This is a genomic window from Nocardia carnea, assembly GCF_029868855.1.
GTDB lineage: Bacteria > Actinomycetota > Actinomycetes > Mycobacteriales > Mycobacteriaceae > Nocardia > Nocardia carnea_A.
Window position 1 is genome coordinate 18,857 of record NZ_JARWOV010000063.1, and the last position, 20,740, is coordinate 39,596.

General features: G+C 67.5%; 18 protein-coding genes, 1 pseudogene and 1 riboswitch. Of the genes and pseudogenes, 13 read left to right on the forward strand and 6 right to left on the reverse strand.

Annotated features, from left to right (window positions below):
- Positions 1-22: 22 nt before the first annotated feature.
- From QH195_RS05370 to QH195_RS05400, 7 genes are all read left to right on the forward strand, one after another.
- The gene (locus tag QH195_RS05370) at positions 23-1,189 is read left to right on the forward strand and encodes an acyl-CoA dehydrogenase family protein (protein WP_280426299.1); all 1,167 of its coding nucleotides are present in this window, start codon (positions 23-25) and stop codon (positions 1,187-1,189) included.
- Positions 1,189-1,956, forward strand: a complete 768-nt coding sequence (locus QH195_RS05375) for an SDR family NAD(P)-dependent oxidoreductase (RefSeq protein ID WP_280426266.1) — start codon at positions 1,189-1,191, stop codon at positions 1,954-1,956. The genes QH195_RS05370 and QH195_RS05375 overlap by 1 nt, the downstream gene beginning before the upstream one ends.
- Positions 1,956-3,191 carry a CaiB/BaiF CoA transferase family protein gene (locus tag QH195_RS05380; protein WP_280434522.1) on the forward strand — a complete coding sequence of 412 codons (1,236 nt, stop codon included), beginning with the start codon at positions 1,956-1,958 and terminating at the stop codon, positions 3,189-3,191. Before QH195_RS05375 ends, QH195_RS05380 begins: the two co-directional genes overlap by 1 nt.
- Positions 3,188-4,045, forward strand: coding sequence for an enoyl-CoA hydratase/isomerase family protein (locus QH195_RS05385; protein WP_280434523.1), 858 nt, complete (start codon positions 3,188-3,190; stop codon positions 4,043-4,045). The genes QH195_RS05380 and QH195_RS05385 overlap by 4 nt, the downstream gene beginning before the upstream one ends.
- 339 nt (positions 4,046-4,384) lie before the next feature.
- Positions 4,385-5,548 (forward strand): thiolase family protein, encoded by a 1,164-nt coding sequence (locus QH195_RS05390; RefSeq protein ID WP_280434524.1) that lies wholly within the window; start codon positions 4,385-4,387, stop codon positions 5,546-5,548.
- 7 nt (positions 5,549-5,555) lie between these two features.
- Positions 5,556-6,704, forward strand: a complete 1,149-nt coding sequence (locus tag QH195_RS05395; protein WP_280426270.1) for an acyl-CoA dehydrogenase family protein — start codon at positions 5,556-5,558, stop codon at positions 6,702-6,704.
- Positions 6,705-6,798: 94 nt separating this feature from the next.
- Positions 6,799-7,422, forward strand: a complete 624-nt coding sequence (locus QH195_RS05400) for a hypothetical protein (RefSeq protein WP_280434525.1) — start codon at positions 6,799-6,801, stop codon at positions 7,420-7,422.
- A gap of 91 nt (positions 7,423-7,513) precedes the next feature.
- Here QH195_RS05400 and QH195_RS05405 read toward each other — a convergent pair whose 3' ends face one another.
- Both QH195_RS05405 and poxB read right to left on the reverse strand, forming a co-directional pair.
- On the reverse strand, positions 7,514-8,269 hold the full coding sequence (locus tag QH195_RS05405) for a TIGR03619 family F420-dependent LLM class oxidoreductase (protein WP_280434526.1): 756 nt from the start codon (positions 8,267-8,269) through the stop codon (positions 7,514-7,516).
- A 157-nt stretch (positions 8,270-8,426) separates the two neighbouring features.
- Positions 8,427-10,162: pseudogene (poxB, locus tag QH195_RS05410) on the reverse strand (ubiquinone-dependent pyruvate dehydrogenase).
- 440 nt (positions 10,163-10,602) lie between these two features.
- Between poxB and QH195_RS05415 the strand changes: the two are divergent.
- From QH195_RS05415 to QH195_RS05430, 4 genes are read left to right on the forward strand one after another with little or no spacing between them, the layout of a single operon-like run.
- Positions 10,603-11,841 carry an ABC transporter substrate-binding protein gene (locus QH195_RS05415; RefSeq protein WP_280434527.1) on the forward strand — a complete coding sequence of 413 codons (1,239 nt, stop codon included), beginning with the start codon at positions 10,603-10,605 and terminating at the stop codon, positions 11,839-11,841.
- Between the two features lie 26 nt (positions 11,842-11,867).
- Positions 11,868-13,862, forward strand: a complete 1,995-nt coding sequence (locus QH195_RS05420; RefSeq protein ID WP_280434528.1) for an ABC transporter permease — start codon at positions 11,868-11,870, stop codon at positions 13,860-13,862.
- Entirely contained in the window at positions 13,859-14,632 is a 774-nt protein-coding gene (locus tag QH195_RS05425; RefSeq protein ID WP_280434529.1) for an ABC transporter ATP-binding protein, read from the forward strand. The genes QH195_RS05420 and QH195_RS05425 overlap by 4 nt, the downstream gene beginning before the upstream one ends.
- Positions 14,625-15,347 (forward strand): ABC transporter ATP-binding protein, encoded by a 723-nt coding sequence (locus tag QH195_RS05430; RefSeq protein ID WP_280434530.1) that lies wholly within the window; start codon positions 14,625-14,627, stop codon positions 15,345-15,347. The genes QH195_RS05425 and QH195_RS05430 overlap by 8 nt, the downstream gene beginning before the upstream one ends.
- Here QH195_RS05430 and QH195_RS05435 read toward each other — a convergent pair.
- Entirely contained in the window at positions 15,317-15,769 is a 453-nt protein-coding gene (locus QH195_RS05435) for a 6,7-dimethyl-8-ribityllumazine synthase (RefSeq protein WP_280434531.1), read from the reverse strand. The two genes, QH195_RS05430 and QH195_RS05435, sit on opposite strands and share 31 nt — an antisense overlap.
- Before the next feature lie 75 nt (positions 15,770-15,844).
- Positions 15,845-16,003: riboswitch (FMN riboswitch) on the reverse strand.
- Positions 16,004-16,237: 234 nt separating this feature from the next.
- Between QH195_RS05435 and QH195_RS05440 the strand changes: the two genes are divergently transcribed.
- Both QH195_RS05440 and QH195_RS05445 read left to right on the forward strand, forming a co-directional pair.
- Positions 16,238-17,134, forward strand: coding sequence for a bile acid:sodium symporter family protein (locus QH195_RS05440; protein WP_280434532.1), 897 nt, complete (start codon positions 16,238-16,240; stop codon positions 17,132-17,134).
- Between the two features lie 109 nt (positions 17,135-17,243).
- On the forward strand, positions 17,244-18,062 hold the full coding sequence (locus QH195_RS05445) for an LLM class F420-dependent oxidoreductase (protein WP_280434533.1): 819 nt from the start codon (positions 17,244-17,246) through the stop codon (positions 18,060-18,062).
- Between the two features lie 13 nt (positions 18,063-18,075).
- Here QH195_RS05445 and QH195_RS05450 read toward each other — a convergent pair whose 3' ends face one another.
- The 3 genes from QH195_RS05450 to QH195_RS05460 all read right to left on the reverse strand — a co-directional run bounded on the left by QH195_RS05450 (position 18,076) and on the right by QH195_RS05460 (position 20,626).
- Positions 18,076-18,639, reverse strand: coding sequence for a dihydrofolate reductase family protein (locus QH195_RS05450; protein ID WP_280434534.1), 564 nt, complete (start codon positions 18,637-18,639; stop codon positions 18,076-18,078).
- Between the two features lie 224 nt (positions 18,640-18,863).
- Positions 18,864-19,847, reverse strand: coding sequence for an NADPH:quinone oxidoreductase family protein (locus QH195_RS05455; RefSeq protein ID WP_280434535.1), 984 nt, complete (start codon positions 19,845-19,847; stop codon positions 18,864-18,866).
- Positions 19,832-20,626: an enoyl-CoA hydratase-related protein gene (locus QH195_RS05460; protein WP_280426301.1), complete on the reverse strand. Its 795-nt coding sequence runs from the start codon at positions 20,624-20,626 to the stop codon at positions 19,832-19,834. Before QH195_RS05460 ends, QH195_RS05455 begins: the two co-directional genes overlap by 16 nt.
- Between the last annotated feature and the right edge of the window lie 114 nt (positions 20,627-20,740).

Sequence of the window (20,740 nt, forward strand, 5' to 3'; positions counted from 1 at the left end):
AGGAGTTGATGTGTCCGGCGGAATGAGTTTCGAGCTGACCGAGGATCAGCGGCTGATCCGGGATTCGGTGGCCGAACTGGCCCGGAAATTCGACGATCAGTACTGGATGGAGAAGGACCGGGAGCACCAATTCCCCACCGAGTTCTATCGGGCCATCGCCGACGGCGGCTGGCTGGGTATCTGCATCCCCGAGGAGTACGGCGGCCACGGGCTCGGGATCACCGAGGCCTCGATCCTGGCCGAACAGGTCTCCCGGTCGGGGGGCGCGATGAATGCCGCCACCGCGATCCACCTGTCCCTGTTCGGTATGCAACCGGTGATCGTGCACGGTTCGGAGGAACTGAAACAGCGCACGCTGCCCCGGGTTGCGCGCGGTGACCTGCACGTCTGCTTCGGCGTCACCGAACCGGGCGCCGGCCTGGACACCAGCCGGATCACCACCTTCGCCCGCCGCGACGGCGACCACTACGTGGTCAACGGCCGCAAGGTGTGGATCTCCAAAGCGCTGGAGTCGGAGAAGATCCTGCTGCTGACTCGCACCCAGAAGTACGACGAGGTCGAGAAGAAGACCGGCGGTATGACGCTGTTCCTCACCGATCTCGACCGCGATCACGTCGATATCCGGCCGATTCCGAAGATGGGCCGCAATGCGGTCTCGTCGAACGAACTGTTCATCGACGATCTGCGGATTCCGGTGGAGGACCGGGTCGGCGAGGAGGGCCGCGGGTTCGAATACCTGCTCGACGGCCTGAATCCGGAGCGGATGCTGATCGCGGCCGAAGCGCTCGGGATCGGCCGGGTCGCGTTGGATCGCGCGGTGCGCTACGCCAACGAGCGGGAAGTTTTCGGGCGGCCCATCGGCAAGAACCAGGGAATCCAGTTCCCGCTTGCCGATTCGCTGGCCCGGCTGGACGCGGCCGAACTGGTGCTGCGGAAAGCGACCTGGTTGTACGACCAGGGCAAGCCCTGTGGCCGGGAGGCCAATACCGCCAAATATCTGTGCGCGGAAGCCGGTTTCGAAGCCGCCGACCGGGCGATGCAGACACACGGCGGAATGGGGTATTCGGAGGAGTATCACATCTCCCGGTATTTCCGGGAGTCACGCGTGATGCGGATCGCGCCGATCAGTCAGGAAATGATCCTCAACTATCTGGGGTCACACGTGTTGGGAATGCCGAGGAGTTACTGATGGCAGCGAAGAACGGACTATTCGATCTGACCGGCCGCGCGGCCCTGGTCACCGGTGCCGCCGGCGGTATCGGTTCGGCCGTGGCGCGGGCGCTGGCCGCGCACGGCGCGGCGGTGCTGGTCACCGATCTCGACGGTGCTGCGGCGGGGACAGTCGCGGAGAAGATCACCGCGGACGGTGGTACCGCCCGGGCCTGCGCGCTGAATGTCGCGGACCCGGAATCAGCGGTGGCGGCCGCCGAGCAGGCGGCCGGACTGGGCGGCGGGAAAATCCATATCGTGGTGAACAATGCCGGGATCACCGCACCGGCCATGTTCCCGAAAACCACCCCGGAATCGATGCGCAAGATCTTCGATGTCCATGTACTGGGAACCTTCAACTGCAGCCAGGCCGCACTGCCGTATCTCGCGACGGACGGCACCGGGCGCATCATCAATGTCACCTCGTCGGCGGGTCTCACCGGAACGCTGGGGCAGGTGAACTATTCCGCCGCCAAAGCCGGGATCATCGGGGTCACCAAATCGCTGGCCCGCGAACTCGCCCGCAAGAACATTCTGGTGAACGCGCTGGCCCCGCTGGCGGCCACCCCGATGACCGAAACCATCCGCACCGACGAGAAATTTGCGGAGCAGATGATCAACCGGATCCCGCTGCGCCGCTGGGCCGAACCCGACGAAGTGGCCGGGGCGTTCGTGTTCCTGGCCTCCGACGCCGCCTCCTTCGTCACCGGCCAGGTGCTGCCGGTCGACGGCGGCATGGTGATGTGATGCCGGCCGCCGGTCCGCTGGCCGGGGTGCTGGTGGTGGCGCTGGAACAGGCCGTTTCGGCGCCCATGTGTACCCGGACCCTCGCCGACTTCGGGGCCCGGGTGATCAAGGTGGAGAACCCGGTGGGCGGCGATTTCGCCCGGCACTACGACGATGTGGTGGCCGGGCAGGCCGCGCATTTCGTCTGGGTGAACCGGGGCAAGGAATCGGTGACCCTGGACCTCAAATCCGAACGCGGCCTGCAGATCCTGCACGAGTTGCTCGCCCGCGCCGATGTGCTGGTATCGAATCTCGCCCCCGGTGCCTCCGCGCGCCTCGGACTGTCCCCGGCCGCGCTCGCCGAGCGGTATCCCCGGCTGATCGCCCTGGAAATCGATGGTTTCGGCGCCGGTGGACCGCTCTCGCACAAACGCGCCTACGATCTGCTCGTCCAGGCCGAGTCCGGGGTGTGCGCGGTGACCGGCCGGCCCGGGGAACCGGCGAAACCGGGTCCGGCGGTGGCCGATGTGACCACGGGACTGTACGCGGCACTGTCGATCCTGGCCACCCTGTGCGGTCGCTACCGGGACACCGGGCCGGCCGGTGGCGCCATCGGTCTCAGCCTTTTCGACACCATGGCCGAAATGATGGGCTATCACCTGAACTACACCCGGCATTCCGGTGTCGAACAGCAGCCGCTCGGTATGAGCTCGCCCGCGGTCGCGCCCTACGGCGCCTACGCCACCGGCGACGGGCAGACTGTCGTCCTGGGCACCACCAACGACCGCGAATGGCAGCGCCTGGCGCGGGAGATACTCGGCCGGGCCGATCTGGCCGAGGATCCGCGGTTCGGCACGAATTCCGACCGGGTGCGCAATCGCCGGGACCTCGACGAAGCGATCGGCGCCTGGTGCGCCGGACACACTCTCGCCGAGGTTCAGAAAGCTGCCGACGACGCCGGAATCGGCAACTCCCGGTACAACACCACCACCGACGTCCTCGGCCACCCCCAACTCGCGGCCCGCGATCGCTGGCGCGATATCGACAGCCCCAGCGGACCGATCCCGGCGTTGCTGCCACCGGCGGTGATCGACGGTTTCGAACCGCCGATGGGCGCGGTACCGGGACTCGGCGAACACACCGACTCGGTACTGCGGGAATTGGGCCGGACGCCGTCGGAAATCGCCGATCTGCGGGCGGCGAAGGTGATCGGCCCCGAATACACCGCACCGGTAGCCGAACGGAACCGGCCGTGAACGCCGCGGGCAACGGTGCGGCGGCGGAACTACTCGTCGCCGACAACGCCGGCGTACGGACCATCACCCTCAACCGTCCGCACCGTAAGAACGCGATGACCTGGGCACTGTGGCGCGATCTGGCGGATGTTCTGCGCGATACCGGCACGGACCGATCGGTGCGTGCCGTGGTGCTCACCGGCGCCGGGGGTGCCTTCTGCTCCGGTGCGGATATCTCGGTGCCCGACGCCCGGCACCCGATGGACAAGATGCGGATCTTCAGCGATCTGGCCTTGCAACTGCACGAATTGCCGGTCCCGGCCGTCGCCAAGGTGACCGGGGTGGCGGTCGGGGCCGGCTGGAATCTGGCGCTGGGCTGCGATCTCGTGGTGGCCACTCCGGACGCGACCTTCGCGCAGATCTTCGCCCGGCGGGGCCTCTCGCTCGACCTGGGTGGCTCCTGGCTGCTGCCGAAACTGGTCGGGTTACAGCAGGCGAAACGGCTCGCCCTGCTGGCCGAAACTCTCGACGCAGCGGGCGCCGAAGCGCTCGGGCTGGTCACCTGGGTCGTCGCCGCCGACGAGATCGACGAGTTCACCGATGATCTCGCCGCCCGGCTGGCGGCCGGGCCCCCGGTGGCGCTCGCCCAGACCAAGGCACTGCTCAACGAAGGTGCCGATGCGACGCTCCGCGAAGCCCTGGCCGGTGAAGCCCGGGCTCAGGGCGTCAATTTCGCCACCGCCGACGCCCCCGAAGCCTATGCGGCCTTCGCCACGAAACGCGCCCCCCGTTTCACCGGCGAATGGTCCCTGCCGCCCGCCGGGGAACAGCGCACCCGCGGCGGCAACGCAGGCAGTCAGGGGCCGAAAGAATGAGCAGTGACCCGGTTGTGCCGTGGCCCGCGCGCGCCGGTTCGGAGGGTGAGCCGCGGGTTGCCGCGCAATCGTTGCGGGACCGAGTCTCGTATCGGGTGCTCGGTTGGGGTAGGTGCCCGTGTTGCGGCACCCGGGAAGGGGCGTCGGCACCAGCACTCAGAAGAGCGCGGGATCCGCGAATGGCAGGTGACCTGTCCCGCCGGAGAAGGGCGCGGGTGTGGGGGCCGCCGGATCGCGATGATGTGGGGCAACGGTGAACGAGCCGATCGACAAGGGGCGCCGCGCAGGCGCGCCGGTACGGACAGCAACGGCGGGGACGTCTCGGAACGGAGTGGGTACATGCGGGAAGTAGTGATTGCCGGTGCGGTGCGTACGCCTGTCGGTAAACGGAAGGGCGGTCTCTCCGCGATGCATGCCGCGGACCTGTCCGCGGTGGTGTTGCGTGAACTGATCGAGCGCACCGGTGTGAGTCCGCAGCTCATCGACGATGTGGTGTGGGGTTGTGTGTCCCAGGTCGGTGACCAGTCCAGCAATATCGGCCGGTACGCCGTTCTGGCGGCAGGGTGGCCCGAATCCATTCCCGGCACGACGGTGAACCGGGCCTGCGGGTCGAGTCAGCAGGCATTGGACTTCGCGGCGCAGGCGGTGATGTCGGGTCAGCAGGATGTGGTCGTGGCCGGGGGAGTCGAGGTGATGAGCCGGGTCCCGCTCGGCGCCGCTCGCGCCACCGGGCAGCCGTACGGCCCGGCCGTCCTGTCGCGTTACAACGATTTCTCCTTCAACCAGGGCATATCGGCCGAACTGATCTCCGCGAAATGGGGTTTCGGCCGGTCTGTTCTCGACGAATACTCGGCGCGATCGCACGAACTGGCCGCCACGGCTCAGGACCGTTCGGCATTCGACGAACAGATCGTCGAGGTCACGGCCCCGGCCGGTGAATTCACCGAGGGCGGTGTGGTCACCGCCGACGAAGGGATCCGGCGCGGCACCAGCGTGGAGAAACTGGCGAACCTGAAACCGGCCTTCCAGGACGACGGTGTGATCCACGCCGGCAACTCCTCCCAGATCTCCGACGGCGCCGCCGCTCTGCTGATCACCACCGCCGATCTGGCCGCCCAGTTGGGCCTGCGCCCGCTGGCCCGCTACCGGGCCGGCGCGGTGGCCGGTTCCGATCCGGTGCTCATGCTCACCGGCCCCATTCCGGCCACCGAGAAGGTGCTGCGCAAGGCAGGCCTGTCGCTCGCCGATATCGGGGTTTTCGAAGTGAACGAAGCTTTCGCACCTGTTCCGCTGGCCTGGCTCGCCGAAACGGGGGCCGATCCGAAGCTGGTCAATCCGCTGGGCGGCGCGATCGCACTGGGCCATCCGCTCGGCGCCTCGGGTGCCGTGCTGATGACCCGGATGCTGCACCACATGTGCGACAACGGAATTCGCTACGGACTGCAAACCATGTGCGAAGGCGGCGGCACCGCCAATGCCACCGTCGTCGAACTGATCTCTTAGGAAGACAATGCGCCGCGATCTGTTCACCCCCGACCACGAGGCCTTCCGCGACCTCGCCCGGGAGTTCATCGAAAAGGAAGTCGTCCCGAACTATCCCGACTGGGAGAAGCAGGGGCAGATGCCGCGCGAGGTGTTCCGCCGGCTCGGCGGGCTCGGGCTGCTCGGCACCGCGATACCCGAAGAATACGGCGGTATGGGCACCCGGGACTACCGGTACAACGTGGTACTACAAGAGGAGGCCCAGCGCGCGCTGGTCACCCTCAGTACCGTCCGCACGCAGCTGGATGTGATCCTGCCGTACTTCCTCGAGTACGCCGACCGCGAGCAGCGGGCCCGCTGGTTCCCCGGCCTGGCCGACGGCAGCCTGCTCACCGCCATCGCCATGACCGAACCCGGTACCGGCTCCGATCTGGCCGGTATCCGCACCACCGCGGTCCGCGACGGCGACGACTACATCCTCAACGGCGCGAAAACCTTCATCACCGGCGGGCTGCTCGCCGATCTGGTGATCGTGGTCGCGCGGACCGGAACCGACCCCGCCAACCGGCGCGCCGGGCTCACCCTGCTCGTCGTCGAGGGCGGGATGCCCGGTTTCACCCGCGGCCGGGTGCTGGACAAAATGGGCTGCAAAGTCCAGGACACGGTGGAACTGTCGTTCACCGATGTGCGGGTGCCGGTGGCCAACCGGCTGGGAGAGGAAGGCGTCGCCTTCGGGTATCTGGGCCACAATCTGCCGCAGGAGCGGATGACGGTGGCGGTGGGTTCGGTGGCGCAGGCCCGGGCCGCGGTGACCGCGACGATCGAATATGTGCAAGAACGCAAGGCTTTCGGAACACCCGTGGCCTCGTTCCAGAACACCAAGTTCGAGCTCGCCGCCATGTCGGCGGAGGTCGAGGCCGCGCAGACCATGGTGGACCGGGCCGTGCTGGATCTGGTGGACGGACAGCTCTCCGGTGCGGACGCCGCCCGCGTGAAACTGTTCGCCACCGAAACGCAGGCCCGTGTCGTGGATCGCTGCCTGCAATTGTTCGGCGGCTACGGCTACATGATGGAATATCCGATCGCCCGGCTCTACACCGATGCCCGGGTGGCCCGTATCTACGCGGGTACCAGCGAGGTCATGAAAGTTATCATTGCCAAAGACCTCGGTTTGTGATGTATAGCACACTGGGTATTTCGGTGAGATGCACGTCACAGGCCAGCGTTCGACCCTACTGTTTCAGCAGTTGGTTTATCGAACGGAGTACCCGGTGATCGGTTCACGGGATGAGCAGGCTGATTGCCTCTTCGACACCGAGTGCGGCATCCGCGCGGGCCTACATCCGGTAGACCTCGTACGGGCGCACGCCCGCCGCCACCCGCTGCGGCACCGGCTGGCGATCGTCGCACCGAACACCGTGGACGCGGTGCGGTACGCGGGCGGTTTCATCTTCGACCGGATGATGGGCGGCTGGGAAGTGGTCGCCGTACTCACCGAACACGACGACGTCCGCCCCCTGGAGATCCTCGGCGCCACCGTCCTGGACCTGACCACCGCCCTCGCCTCGCCGGTACACGCCACCTGGCCGGAGAGCGTGCTGCTGGCCCCCGACGTGTTCGCCTCCAACGAATGGGTCCGCAAAGGGGCCATCGACTGTCTCGACAAGGGGCTGTCCGAACTGGCGGTCTGGGGTGACGACCTGCCCGGCGAACTCGCCTGCCGGGTGTTCTCGGCACATCACCGGCTGAGCACCGCCGCCCGGGCGTTCAAACGCTGCGCGCTCGGCGCGGCGGGGATTCCGGAGCAGGCGGACGAAGACCTCGAGATCTTCCACAGCGGCGAGATCCTGCTCGCCGACCTGCGCGGGCGCCAGGCTCTCGTCCGCGCGGTCTGACCGGGTGGAGTGCCGAGGCGACAGTTGTCGCGCCGAGCGGTAGTGCGCCGAGGTTCCCGGACTGGTTCCGGCCGGGGCTCGGCGCGGCCGCTCACCGTTCGGCAGTGATGAACCGTTCGGCGAACTGTGACAGTTCGTCGCGCTGTTCGGCCGGGTCGGCGGAGCCGGCGCTCATCACCACCCGGTCCACACCCTGCGCGGTGAAGGCCGCGAGTCGCTCGTCGGTCATATCGAATCCGCTCCAGCGGGTGTACTCGAGGTGGTCCGGATCCCGGCCGGTATCGGTGGCGGTTTTCCGCGCCAGCTCCCATTGGGCCATGCGCTCGTCCGGGAGCAGGGCACCGCCGGCGAAGTATCCGTCGCCGCGCTGTCCGGCGCGGCGGGCGGCCGGCTTGCTGGAGCCGCCGATATGAATCGGAAGGGTGGTGTCGCTGTACGGCTTCGGGAACTGGACGAGGTTGTCGAAGGCGAAGAACTCACCGTGGAAGGACACACCGTTCTCGTCGCCGGACCACAGCAGCCGCAGAATATCGATGGCCTCGTCGGCCCGGCGGCCCCGGGTCCGGAAGTCGACCCCGGTGGCCGCGGCCTCGGCCGGGACAGCGCCCAGTCCCACGGTCAGCAGACGCATCCGCCCCTTGGACAGGACGTCGATGGTCGCCAGCTGTTTGGCCAGTACGACAGGGTTCCGGTAGGGCACTAGCAGGACGCCGGTCCCCAGCAGTAGACGATCGGTCGCCGCCGCTACGTAAGCGAGCGTTTCGAGCGGGTCGAGGAACGGCAGCGTGGGCGGCACCTCGAAGCCGTGCAGCTGTGCACCGGGATGCAGCACCAGGTGCTCGGGCATTCTGTGCCTTCCGATCGGGCCGGTCGGTCCGCGGGTATCCGGCATCCGACCGACTCCGGGATCAACCGGGTCGGCGGGCAGAAATTCCCGGAGCACGTATCGGCACGATCCCGGCGTCCGGCAGGCCGGCCCCTCGCCGACCTGCCGATGTGCCCGCCTAGTCCAGAATTCGCCGGGCAACGTTGGTGGTGACCAGGTCGAGCAGTTCGTCGCCCCGTCCGGCGAGGATGGTGCGAATGGCGTAGAGGGTGAAGCCCTTGGCCTGCTCCGCCGAGACGGCCGGCGGAATCGTCAACTCCTGCCGTGCCACGACGACGTCGACGAGGGCGGGGCCGTCGTGGGCCAAGGCGTCCGCGATCGTCGGCTCCACATCGCCGGGCTGCTCCACGCGGCGGCCCCAGATCCCCATTGCCCGGGCGACGGCACCGAAGTCGGGATTGTGCAGGCCGGTACCGAAGTTCACCACTCCGGCCGCCTTCATCTCGAGCTCCACGAAGTTCAGTGAGGAGTTGTTGAACACGATCACCTTGACCGGCAGGTTGTTCTGCACCAGGGTGAGCAGCTCGCCGAACAGCATGGTCAAACCGCCGTCTCCGGCGAGGGCGACCACTTGGCGTCCGGGGTAGGCCGTCTGCGCGCCGATCGCATGCGGCAGGGCACAGGCCATCGTGCCGTGGGTGAACGAACCGGTCAGCCGCCGCCGGCCGTTCATGGTCAGATAGCGCGCCGCCCAGATCGTCGGCGACCCCACGTCGAAGGTGAACACCGCGTCGTCGGCGGCCGACCGGTTCACCGCCCCGGCAACGTATTCCGGCCGGATGGGGGTGCGGTCCCGATCGTTGACCGCGAGTTCGTCGAGTGATCTGCGGGTGCGCCGGTAGTGGCGCAGCGACCGGTCCAGGTGCGTTCGGTCGGCTTTCTGCGCGAGGAGTGGCAGCAGCGCTTCGGCCGTATCCCGCACGCTGCCCACCATGCCCACATCGATCGGAGTGCGCCGCCCGAGATGGCTGCCGCGGATATCGACCTGGATGACCGCGGCGTCCTCCGGATAGAACTGTGTATACGGGAAATCGGTACCCAGCATCAGCAGTACATCGGCTTCTTCGATCGCCTTGTATCCCGAGGCGTATCCGAGCAATCCGGTCATGCCGACGTCGTACGGGTTGTCGTATTCCAGGTATTCCTTACCGCGGAACGCGTGCACGATCGGGGACTGCAGAGTAGCGGCCAACCGCATGACCTCGGCGTGGGCGCCGCTCGTGCCGGCCCCACCGAGGATCGTCACCCGCGAGCCGGCGTTCAGGACGTCGGCCGCCCGGCGCAGTGTGGTGTCGTCCGGCCGTCGCACCGACCGGGACGGCAGGATCGCGCTGGCGCCCCACCGCTGGTCGGGCAGCCGGCTCTGGAACACCTCACCCGGGATAACCACGACGGCGACGCCCTGTTCTTCCACGGCCGCCCGCATCGCCATCTCCACGATCCGCGCGGCCGAGTGCGGATTGCTGACGAGCTCGCAGTACACGCTGCACTCGCGGAACAACTCCTCGGGATGGGTCTCCTGGAAGTATCCGGACCCGATCTCGGCGATCGGGATATGCGCGGCGACGGCCAGTACCGGAACCCGGGTCCGCTGCGCGTCGTAGAGGCCGTTGACGAGGTGGAGATTGCCGGGCCCGCAGCTACCGGCGCATACGGCGAGCCGGCCGGTCAGCGCGGCATCGGCTGTCGCGGCGAACGCGGCGGCTTCCTCGTGCCGCACATGCTCCCAGGTGATGCCCTTCGATCGCCGGATGGCATCGGTGAACCCGTTCAGGCTGTCACCGGCAGCCCGTACACGCGGCTGACCCCGCTGACCTGCAACGCAGAGATCATATGTTGAGCAACAGTCGCCATGGCGCGACCCTACGCGCGCCGAGCACGATCGACGGTGAGGTGAGTGGGGTGCCGCGTTGCCGGTGCCGGGGTACCGCAGGCCGGCCCCGCAGCTCGCCCGGCTCCGCCCGCCTGTCCACCACGGGTCCGATCCCCTCCGGGAGAAATCGCGCCGACGGTGGATCGATCAGGGCGGTGTCTGTCGTCGTCGCGCGAGAAACCGGCCAGCAATCCTTGTTATCCTTGTTAGGATTGATGTAATGTGGGTCACGCTGGAAGCCGGGCCTGTCGTAGGCGGAAAGGCTTGCCGGCCAGGTGTTTTCCGCTGTCGTTCCCCGAGAGGATCGGTCTGTCTTTCGGTTCGTGATTCGGCCGGTCCGGCGGCGATCGGGAGGTAGGTTCACGCACTGGGCAACGTCCGGTAATCGGAAACGCGGCAATGTCGATGATGGATGGCAGACGTGAAGAAGATCTTTCCGATGGGCGCGCTGGGAATTGCCGCGGTACTCGTTCTTTCGGCATGCGGTGGCTCCGGTGGCGGGACCGGGCTCAGTGGGACGAAGGCCACCGGTGACCCGATCGTTGTCGGTGCGCAGGCGCCGCTGAAGGGTGCCACGGCGTATCCGCAGACCGGATTCGGCATCGAGGCGGCCGAGTACTACATCAACGAGGTACTGGGCGGCGTGCACGGCCGTCCCCTCGAGGTGGATGTGTGCAGCGGCGACGGTAGCCCGGAGACTTCGATCAACTGCGCGAACGGGTTCGTCTCGAAGCAGGTTCCGCTGGTCATCGACGCGGTGGACCAGAGTATGGGGGCGGCGGTACCGATCCTCGGGTCCGCGGATATCCCGATCGTCGGCACCCTGGCCGGGTCCTTCCTGGCCGACCAGGCCGGTTACGGCAAGGCCTTCTATTTCACCGGCCCGGTATCGTTCGCCTCGTTGAGCAGTATGACGCTGTTCGATTCGAAGGGTAAGAAATCGGCGTCGCTGGCGGTCAACGAATCACCGACCAGTCATGCGTATGTGGACGACCTGATCAGGCCCATCGCCGACAACCTGGGGATCGACGTCAAGGTGCAGTACCCGCCCGCCGCGGGCGCGAACCTCAATGTCATCGCCGCCACCCAGATCTCGGACAAGCCCGACGTCGCCGGAGTGATCGCGCTGCCCGAGGATGCCTGCACCGATCTGTTCACCGCCCTGCGGCGGCAGGGATTCGAAGGCATGATCCTGGCGGGGTCGTGCTCCCAGTTCATCGAGCGCATGGGTGCGCAGGGCGCGGGTATCGTGACCCAGCCGCGTCTGTGGGTGCCGCTCGCGAAGGACTCCGCGCCGCCGAGGGTCCAGGAACAGTTGGACGTTTTCGAGAAATCCATGCAGGCCGTCGGGCACGGTGACGAACTCTCGTCCCGCTCGCTGTACACCTTCGCCGCGCTGGTGAACATCGCGGATATCCTGAACGCGGCTCCGGCCGGCGAGATCACGGCACAATCGGTCACGGCGGCGTTGACGAAGGTCACCGATTTCGAATCGTTCGCGGGGCCGACCGTCACCTGCGACGGTGAACAGTGGCCCGATGTCGCGACCACCTGCAACGCCCAGGCGATCTTCTTCGAGGTCCAGGACGACGGCAGCCTCGCCCCGGTGCACGAGGGCGGCTATGTCGATCTGGACCTGTCCGCCTTACCGCAACCCTGATCACCGGCGGTAACGGAGCATCGGCGATGGATACCTATCTGCAGTTCGTAGTGCTCGGTCTCGGTCTCGGTGCCGTCTACATCGGCCTGGCGAACGGCCTGCTGCTGGTCTACCGGGCGACCGGCATCATCAACTTCGCGCAGGGCGCCACCGCGATGTGGGGTGCGTATGTGTTCGCTCAACTCTGCGCGGACGGCACATTGGTGCTGCCGATCGGCAGCGTGCGATTCCCGGAACCACCGGCGACGTGGGTGGCCGTATCGCTCGGACTGGTCTCGGCCGTCGCGGTCGGGTTGATCACGCACTATCTGGTCTTCCGCCCGGTACGGCACGCCCCGGCGCTGGCGCAGGTGGTCGTCTCCGTCGCGTTGATGCTCACCATGCAGGCGCTGGTGGTGATCCGGTTCGGGCCGAACAATATTCCCGTCGACGAACTGGTCCCCTCGGGTTCGGTGCAGCTCTTCGGAACCCGGCTCTCCTCCGCCGAGCTGATCATGGCGGCGCTGATGGTGCTGACGTCGGTGCTGATCTGGGCATATTTCCGGTTCACCCGGCTGGGTGCCGCGACCCGCGCGGCCGCCGCGAACGAACGCGGTGCGACCCTGCTCGGCTTCGCACCGGACAGGCTGGCCGCGCTCGCGACGGTCGGGGCCGCGGTGGTCGGCACGCTGGGGGTGATGCTCGGCTCGAGTCTGACCGGCCTCAACCCGCTGAACTACACCCTCCTCGTCGTGCCGGCGCTGGCGGTGCTGCTCGTCGCCCGGATGGAATCGGTCGGGGTGATCGCGGTCGCCGCACTGGTTCTCGGCGCTTTCCAGTCGTTGGTGAATCTGTTCACCGGCAAGGAATGGTGGCCGGTGTGGGCGGCCTCGGGGTTGGACCAAGTGGTGCCGTTCGTGGTGGTCATCGTGATCCTGCTCGTTTTCGGACGTCGGTTGCCGTCCCGTGGCGCACTGCAGACGATCAAGTTGCCGGACGTCGCAATTTCCGCGTTCCGGCCGATTCCGGCCCTCGTCCTGCTCGTGGTGACGGGGGGCCTGCTGGCGGTGGCCTCGAGCACCTACCGCTTCGGTCTCACCTACTCCATGATCCTGATGCTGCTCGCCCTGTCGTACGTGGTGATCACCGGCTATCTCGGCCAGATCTCACTGGCACAGACCGCATTCGCCGGCGCGGCGGGCTTCACCCTGTCGAAACTCACCACCGACTGGAATATGCCCATGGTGCTCGCGGTGCTGTTCAGCGCCCTGGTCGCGGCGCTGCTCGGGATGCTGGTCGCGTTGCCCGCGTTCCGGATCCGCGGCGCGCAACTCGCCATCGTGACCATCGCCGCGGCGCTGGCCATCGAGCGATTCGTGTTCAACAACTACAGTTTGACGCCGGCCTCGGGCAATCCGATCGCGAACCCGGCCCTGTTCGGGCTGAATCTCGGTGTCCGCGAGGGGAGCGAGATCGCCCGGCTGCCCTTCTCCCTGATGGTGCTCGCGATCGCGGCCCTGGTCGTCTGGGCGTTCCTCCGGATCGCTTCCGGCGATACCGGCCGTACATTCCTCGCGGTGCGGGCGAACGAGCGTGCCGCCGCGTCGGTGGGTATCGATGTGCGGCGGACGAAACTGCTCGGGTTCGGACTGTCGGCATTCATCGCCGGCCTCGCCGGATGCCTGATCGGCTACAGCGCCGGCCAACTGTCCGCCGAATCGTTCACGGTGTTCGTCGGTCTCCAGGTGCTCGCGGTCGCCTACCTCGGTGGCATCACATCGTTCAGCGGAGCCGCCATCGCCGGTGTGCTCGGACCACTCGGAATTCTCTACGTGCTCGTGCACGAGGTGCTCGAGCTCGGTGACTACTACGCGCTGATCTCCGGTATCGCGCTGATCGTGACCGCCGTGCTCAACCCGGTCGGAATGGCCGGCGAAGCCGGTCGGATCGCCGATCGGTTGCGGGCTCGCCGCAGACCTGTCCAGGGGACGGCCGGCCAGCAGACCGCGGAGAAGGCCGGAGAGGCGGTGGCTCGAGCATGACGGATCGGAGCGGGGCGGGACTGTCGACGGAGAACTTGACCGTTCGGTACGGGGGAGTGGTGGCGAACCACAATGTCTCCCTGACAGTGCAACCCCGGGAGATCGTCGGGCTCATCGGGCCCAACGGTGCCGGCAAGACCTCGTTCGTCGATGCGATCACGGGATTCACCGCGTCCGCCGGCAGCGTGACTCTCGACGGAGCCGATATCACCCACCTCGCCCCGCATCGGAGACGTCGTGTGGGACTGGCCCGGACCTGGCAATCGGGGGAGCTGTTCGGCAACCTCAGCGTCGCCGAAAATGTCACGGCCGCATTGCGCCCCGGCGGCTTCTCGACCGTGCTCACAGACCTGTTCGGGCGGCGCCGCCACCGGGCCGACCCCGCCGTCACCGAGGCGCTCCACGCGGTCGGGCTGGCGGATGCGGGCGCCACCCCGGCCCGCGACCTGACGCTGGGCCGGCAGAAGCTGGCCGGGGTCGCTCGGGCCCTCGTGGGCAACTGCCGCATCCTGCTGCTGGACGAACCCGCCGCCGGACTCGACAGCCAGGAGAGTCGCGATTTCGCGGAACGGATCCGCGGCGTCGCCGAGAGTGGCCCGGGAGTGCTGCTGATCGACCACGACATATCGCTGGTGCTCGGAGTATGCGACCGGCTCTACGTGATGGAATTCGGCCGCATCATCTTCTCGGGAACACCGGCCGAGGCGCGAGTGGATCCGGCCGTGATCGCCGCCTATCTGGGCGCGCCGAAGGAGCAGGCGGATGTCTGAGACTGTGCTGGTCGCCGATGGACTCGTCGCCGGCTACAACGGAATCCCCGCGGTCGACGGAGTCGATCTCAGGGTATCCGCCGGTGAGGTGCTGACCCTGCTCGGCCCGAACGGCGCCGGGAAGACCACGACACTGCTCGCGCTCGCCGGACTGCTACCCCTGATGGGCGGCCGGGCATCGGTCCTCGATGCTCCGGTCGACCATCGGCGGCCGTATCGGACGGCCCGGCGAGGAATGCGCCTCGTCCCCGACGACCGCGGACTCTTCCCGCCGTTGACCGTCCAGGAGCATCTGCGCCTCGCCACCCCGAAACTCGACCCGGACCGGGAGAAGACGGTACTCGCCCGCTTCCCCGCTCTGCAGGATCTGCGGGGGCGGAAGGCCGGGCTGCTGTCCGGCGGCGAACAACAGATGCTGGCCATCGCCGCGGCGCTGGTCGCGCGTCCGAAGGCTCTTCTGGTCGACGAGATGAGTCTCGGGTTGGCGCCGATGGTCGTCCAGAACATCCTGCCCGCGCTCCGCGAGATGGCCCGCGCGGAAGGTATCGCGGTCCTGCTGGTGGAACAGCATGTGGATCTTGCGCTCGCCGTATCCGACCGCGCGGTCGTGCTCAACCACGGCCGGGTGGTGCTGTCCGGTCCCGCCGGACAGCTGCTCACCGACCGGGAGAAGCTGACCGCGGCCTACTTCGACGGCGCCGGCACCGCGAGCTGAACCGTGGCCGCGATGGCGTCGGCCAGTTCTGTGCCCTTGGTTTCGAAATGCCGCGTGAAGTACGTCAGATGCTCACTGTGCTCGTGGAAGTGGTGCGGAGTGAGCACCGCCGAGAACACTGGGACATCGGCCTCGAGCTGGATCCGCATGAGCGCGTCCACCACGGTCGAGGCCACGAAATCGTGCCGGTAGATACCGCCGTCGACCACCAGCGCGCAACCGGCGAGCGCGGCGTACCGGCCGGTGGCGGCCAGTCGTTTGATGCGCAGCGGAATCTCGAACGCCCCGGGAACCTCGATCACGTCGACGTCGGTGAACCCGTGCTCCGCGAGCCGGTCCCGGCAGGACTCCACCGCCCGGTCGACGATATCGGCGTGCCAGCGGGCGGCGACGAGAGCGATGCGGTTCGAGGTGGGCGACATATTTACTCCTCTTCGCTATGTCACCCAGGGCATGGCAACGCGAACAGGAGCGGCCCGCGCGGGGGCACTCCGCTGCCGCGTTCTCTTTCATCCGGACTGTGACCGTCGGCTCCGGGATCGCACCGGAATCTGCTCGACCCACCCCGGAGGGTGGCGCTCGCGGGCTCGTGCCTCCGGATCGGCCCGGATGCCATTACCGCCGGTGGGGAATTCCACCCCGCCCTGAGAACGTGTACAGGGCGGACTCTAACAACGCCGCGCCGTCACGACGACAGCGCCCCGCCGATTCCTGTCGGCCCCGGTTCCCCGGCTTGCACGGGAGAACGACAGGGACAAGATTCAAGTCGGCACCAAGATGTAAGGCGCCCAGCGGATGAACCCTCGACCCCGGGGTATCGGCTCGGCGCACAGCGCAGGTCGGACACTGCCGGCGGAGCCGGGATGATTCGGCCGCCGGAAGGATGGCAGATGGGTTCGACGCTTTTCGCGGTAGCATTGCCGCTCGCACTCGGGATCGTGATGTTCGGCCTCGGGCTGACACTGACGATCGATGATTTCACCCGGGTGGTGAAACATCCGAGGACCGCGGTGATCGCGCTGCTCTGCCAAGTGGTCGTGCTGCCGCTGATCTGTTTCGGCCTGGTGCACTTGTTCGGATTGGACGGAGTGCTCGCGGTCGGGATGATGCTGCTGGTCGCCTCGCCCGGCGGAACATCGGCGAATCTGTTCAGCCATATCGCCGGCGGAAACGTGGCCCTCAACATCACGCTGACGGCAATCAATTCGGTGCTGGCGGTGTTCACCCTGCCGGTGGTCGTCGCCGTCTCCTACGCGGTATTCCTGGACGACAGCGCGGCGGTCGTCTTCCACCCCGCGAAGTTCGTTCAGGTGTTCGTGCTGGTCCTGGTTCCGGTGACGGTGGGTATGTGGGTGCGTCGGCGCTACCCGGACTGGTCCCGGCGCATGCAGCCCAAGGTGAAGGCCGCCGCGGCGGTGGTGCTGGTCTTCGTGGTACTCGCCGCCTTGTTCTCCGAACTCGACACCGTCGCCGGACACCTCGGCGAACTGGGCCTGATAGCTCTCCTGCTCAGTACCTGCAGCCTGCTCATCGGCTATCTGGTGCCCCGGGCCCTCGGTGTCCAACGAGCCGACGCCATTGCCGCCGGGATGGAGATCGGCGTGCACAATGCCGCGCTGGCGATCACCGTCGCGACCACCGTCCTGGACAACGAAGCGATGGCAGTCCCGGCCGCCCTGTACGGGTTCCTCATGAACATTCCCGCGTCGATCGCCGCTGTCCTGTTCGCCGGATCCGGGCGCGCCGACCGCACCTCGGGGTCCTCCGGAGCCCTGCCGCAACGATAGGGTCGTGCACGGTTGCCCGGTGCGCGATACCGGCGCCGGGTGACCGGAATCGACGAGATGGACAGCCGGCACCGAGGCACTGTGCCCGGCCCGGTAGAGGAGGCAGGTCGTGGAATACGGCGTTTCGACTTTCGTGACCGACGACGGCATCGGGCCTGCCGCGCTGGGCCGGGCGCTGGAAGAACGTGGACTGGGTTCGCTTTTCCTGGCCGAGCATTCGCATATCCCGGTGGAGCGGACCTCCCCGTGGCCCGGTGGCGCGGAACTGCCCCGCCACTATTACCGGACCTTCGACCCGTTCGTCGCGCTGGCCGCGGCCGCGGCGGTCACCGAACGGCTGCGCGTCGGGACCGGTATCGCGCTCGTCGTTCAACGTGACCCGATCCACCTGGCCAAAGAGGTCGCCACCCTGGACCGGGTTTCGAACGGGCGGGCCGTCCTCGGTGTCGGCGCCGGCTGGAATCGCGAGGAAATGCGCAACCACGGCACCGACCCGAAAACCCGGATGCGGCTGCTGCGGGAGCGTGTCCTGGCGATGAAGGCACTCTGGACCCAGGACGAAGCGGAATTCCACGGCGAGTTCGTCGATTTCGACCCCGTGTTCTGCTACCCCAAACCGGTCCGCGCACCCCATCCGCCGGTGCTCATCGGTGGAGCCGGCCCGACCACCTTCGACCGTGTCCTGGACTTCGGCGACGGCTGGATGCCGCTCTACGGCCGCGGCACCGACGAACTGCCGGCCCGGATCACCGAGCTGCGCGAGCGCGCGAACCGGCCCCTGCAGGTCACGATGTTCGGCGTCCCACCCGAACCGGATATTGTCGCCGAACTGGCGGAGGCCGGGGTGGACGAGGCACTGTTCAACCTGCCCACCGAACCCGAACCCGAAAGCCTGCGCCGCCTCGATCGCCTGGCCGAGCTGATCTGATTCCCGCGGCGGATCAGCGCCGTTTCGGGCGGTAGGCGCGGCCGAAGCTGCGTGGGCTGTGGTCGTAGATTTCGACCAGTTCCCAGTCGAGCCGCCGCCCGCCGGGGACATCGAAGATCCGGATGCCGTCGCCGAGGAACACCGGGGCGACGAAAACCTGCAACTCGTCGATGAGATCGTGTTCGAGAGCCTGGCGGGCGATATCGGCGCTGATGATCTGGATATCCCGGTCGCCGGCGATTTCCCGAGCGCGGCGGATGGCTTCCTCGATATCGCAGTTCAGTGCCACGACGGACGGATCGCCGGCGAGCTCGTCCGGCCGGTGGGTGAGGATGAACTCGGTCCCGGACCATGCGCCGCCGTAGGCCGAGGAGGTCAGCTCGTCGCGTTCGTCGCGCTGGGCGATCGCGGCGTCGTAGCCGGCTCGCCCGGAGATGATCACGCCGACCTGGGCGGCCAGTTGTTCTGTGGTACCGGCGGCGGACGGTTCCGCTGTCGAGAACCAGCTCATATCGTGTCCGGGTCCGGCGATGAAACCATCGATCGAACAGGTGAATCCCCAGGCGACCTTGCCCATCTCCACTCCAGCGCCCCGCACCATCGGTCCGGCGGACGCCGAGGCCTGCGTGGCGCCGGTTCGGAAGGTCGGCCCTCCTCTCGTACGGACGATACGACGAAGCCGAACTCATCGGTCCCCGGCGACACCCACGACATCGGACTTGTTCAGGGCCGATCTTTCCGCCGCGGCCGAACACAGCTTCGAATTCCGCCGCTGCCCGGGCTTCCTCTGCAGGCAGGTGGTCATGTCAGGTCGAGGAGGATCTTGCCGACCGCGCGGCCGGCCGCGACCTCGTCGAGGGCCGCGGCCGCCTGTTCGAGGGGGAAAACGGCGCCGATATGGGGGGAAACGTGGCCGGAGACGAGCAGGTCGGTGAGTTCCTTTTCGTTTCTACCGAACTCGTCGGGCTCGATGTCCTGGAATTGGAACCCCAGGACCTGTAACCCTTTGACCAGCACCAGATTCAGTGGGATTCGGGGGACGGTACCGGATGCGTAGCCGATGGTGACGAATCGTCCGCCCCGGCGCAGCGAACGCAGGGCGGGTTCGGACAGGTCGCCGCCGACCGGGTCGAGGACCGCGGCGGCACCTTCCGGTACGGCGGTACGGAGCTGTTCGCGCAGTCTGCCGTCGCGGTGGTCGATCAGGCGGGTGGCTCCGTAGGAGTGGGCGGTGGCCAGTTTGGCGGCCGAGGACGCCACCGCGACCACTTCCGCGCCGAGCGCGACCGCGAGCTGCACGGCCGCCAGCCCCACCCCGCCGCCCGCGCCGAGCACGATCACAGTTTCACCCGGGCGGACCCGGGCCACCGAACGCAGGCAGTGATAGGCGGTGCGGTAGGCGACACCGAACGCGGCCGCCGTGCGATCGTCCACGCCTTCCGGGACAGGTGTGAGATTCGCTGCGGGCGAGACGATCTGGTCGGCGAAAGCGCCGTACAGCCCGGTACCGGTGACACGGTCCCCGATGGCGCAGCCCGCACAACCGGGACCCAATTCGACGATCTCCCCGGCGAACTCACTGCCGGGCACGAACGGTGGCGGCACGGTGATCTGGTATTTGCCGCCGATCAACAGCACATCCGGGAAATTGACGGCCGCGGCGCGCACCCGGACCCGTGCCTGCCCGTTCTCGGGTACGGGCACGGGCCGCTGCTCGATGCGCAGGACGTCGGGTGCCCCGTATTCGGGACAGACCACCGCCCGGACGGTCACTTCCCCTGCCACACCGGCTCTCGCTTCTCCATGAAGGCGGTGGCGCCTTCTTTGGCGTCGGCGCTGGCGAACACCACGCCCTGCCAGTACCGCAGCCGGTCGGCCGCCTTGTCCGGGTCGGTGACCGACAACCGCACCAGTTCCTTACAGGCCGCGACACCCAACGGACCGTTGGCGGCGATCCGCTCGGCGAACCCGATCGCGGTGTCGAGTACCCGGTCCGCCGGTGTCACCGCGTTGAACAGGCCGATCTCGTATCCGCGGGCAGCGGTGAAGTAGTCGCCGGTCAAGGTGAGCTGCAGGGCGATTCCGAGGGGTATCCGCTCGGCGATATAGGTGCCGCCACCGCCGGGGAACAAGCCGCGCTGCACCTCCGGCAGCCCGAATTTCGCGGTCTCGGCGGCCACGATCAGATCGCAGCCCAGCAGTAATTCCAGGCCGCCGCCCACCGCGGTGCCGTTGGCGGCGCCGATCACCGGGACCTCCACTTTGCCGCGGGTGAGGCGCTGGAAGGCGCGGTTCTCGGGGGTGTCACCGAATCCGATGTCTTCACCGCCGGAGAACGCCCGCAGATCCATACCCGAGCAGAACGCCTTCTCGCCGGCCGCGGTGAGTACCAGCGCCCGGATCTCGGGATCCTTCTCGGCGGCCAGCACGGTGGCGCCGATACCGGCGATGAGGTTTCCGTTCAGCGCATTACGGGCCTGCGGCCGGTTCAAGGTGAGGACGGTTACCGCACCGCGGGATTCGACCAGGAATTCGTCATCGCTCATGCTGTGTCGATCGGTCATGACCGAGGGCCCTCCGTGGTTACGCTCTGCAGCCGCTTCCGAGCCTGACTCGTTCATCGAAAGAGCTCCGAGGAAACCCCCGGCTTCAGCCGTGGGGAGGAATCGGAGTTCAGC

What these genes read in the sequence shown, in the direction of transcription:
- QH195_RS05370 (WP_280426299.1), top strand. Translation starts at nt 23, where the DNA reads ATGAGTTTCGAGCTGACCGAGGATCAGCGGCTGATCCGGGATTCGGTG.
- QH195_RS05375 (WP_280426266.1), top strand. Translation starts at nt 1,189, where the DNA reads ATGGCAGCGAAGAACGGACTATTCGATCTGACCGGCCGCGCGGCCCTG.
- QH195_RS05380 (WP_280434522.1), top strand. Translation starts at nt 1,956, where the DNA reads ATGCCGGCCGCCGGTCCGCTGGCCGGGGTGCTGGTGGTGGCGCTGGAA.
- QH195_RS05390 (WP_280434524.1), top strand. Translation starts at nt 4,385, where the DNA reads ATGCGGGAAGTAGTGATTGCCGGTGCGGTGCGTACGCCTGTCGGTAAA.
- QH195_RS05395 (WP_280426270.1), top strand. Translation starts at nt 5,556, where the DNA reads ATGCGCCGCGATCTGTTCACCCCCGACCACGAGGCCTTCCGCGACCTC.
- QH195_RS05405 (WP_280434526.1), bottom strand. Translation starts at nt 8,269, where the DNA reads ATGCCCGAGCACCTGGTGCTGCATCCCGGTGCACAGCTGCACGGCTTC.
- QH195_RS05420 (WP_280434528.1), top strand. Translation starts at nt 11,868, where the DNA reads ATGGATACCTATCTGCAGTTCGTAGTGCTCGGTCTCGGTCTCGGTGCC.
- QH195_RS05425 (WP_280434529.1), top strand. Translation starts at nt 13,859, where the DNA reads ATGACGGATCGGAGCGGGGCGGGACTGTCGACGGAGAACTTGACCGTT.
- QH195_RS05430 (WP_280434530.1), top strand. Translation starts at nt 14,625, where the DNA reads ATGTCTGAGACTGTGCTGGTCGCCGATGGACTCGTCGCCGGCTACAAC.
- QH195_RS05435 (WP_280434531.1), bottom strand. Translation starts at nt 15,769, where the DNA reads ATGTCGCCCACCTCGAACCGCATCGCTCTCGTCGCCGCCCGCTGGCAC.
- QH195_RS05440 (WP_280434532.1), top strand. Translation starts at nt 16,238, where the DNA reads ATGGGTTCGACGCTTTTCGCGGTAGCATTGCCGCTCGCACTCGGGATC.
- QH195_RS05450 (WP_280434534.1), bottom strand. Translation starts at nt 18,639, where the DNA reads ATGGGCAAGGTCGCCTGGGGATTCACCTGTTCGATCGATGGTTTCATC.
- QH195_RS05460 (WP_280426301.1), bottom strand. Translation starts at nt 20,626, where the DNA reads ATGACCGATCGACACAGCATGAGCGATGACGAATTCCTGGTCGAATCC.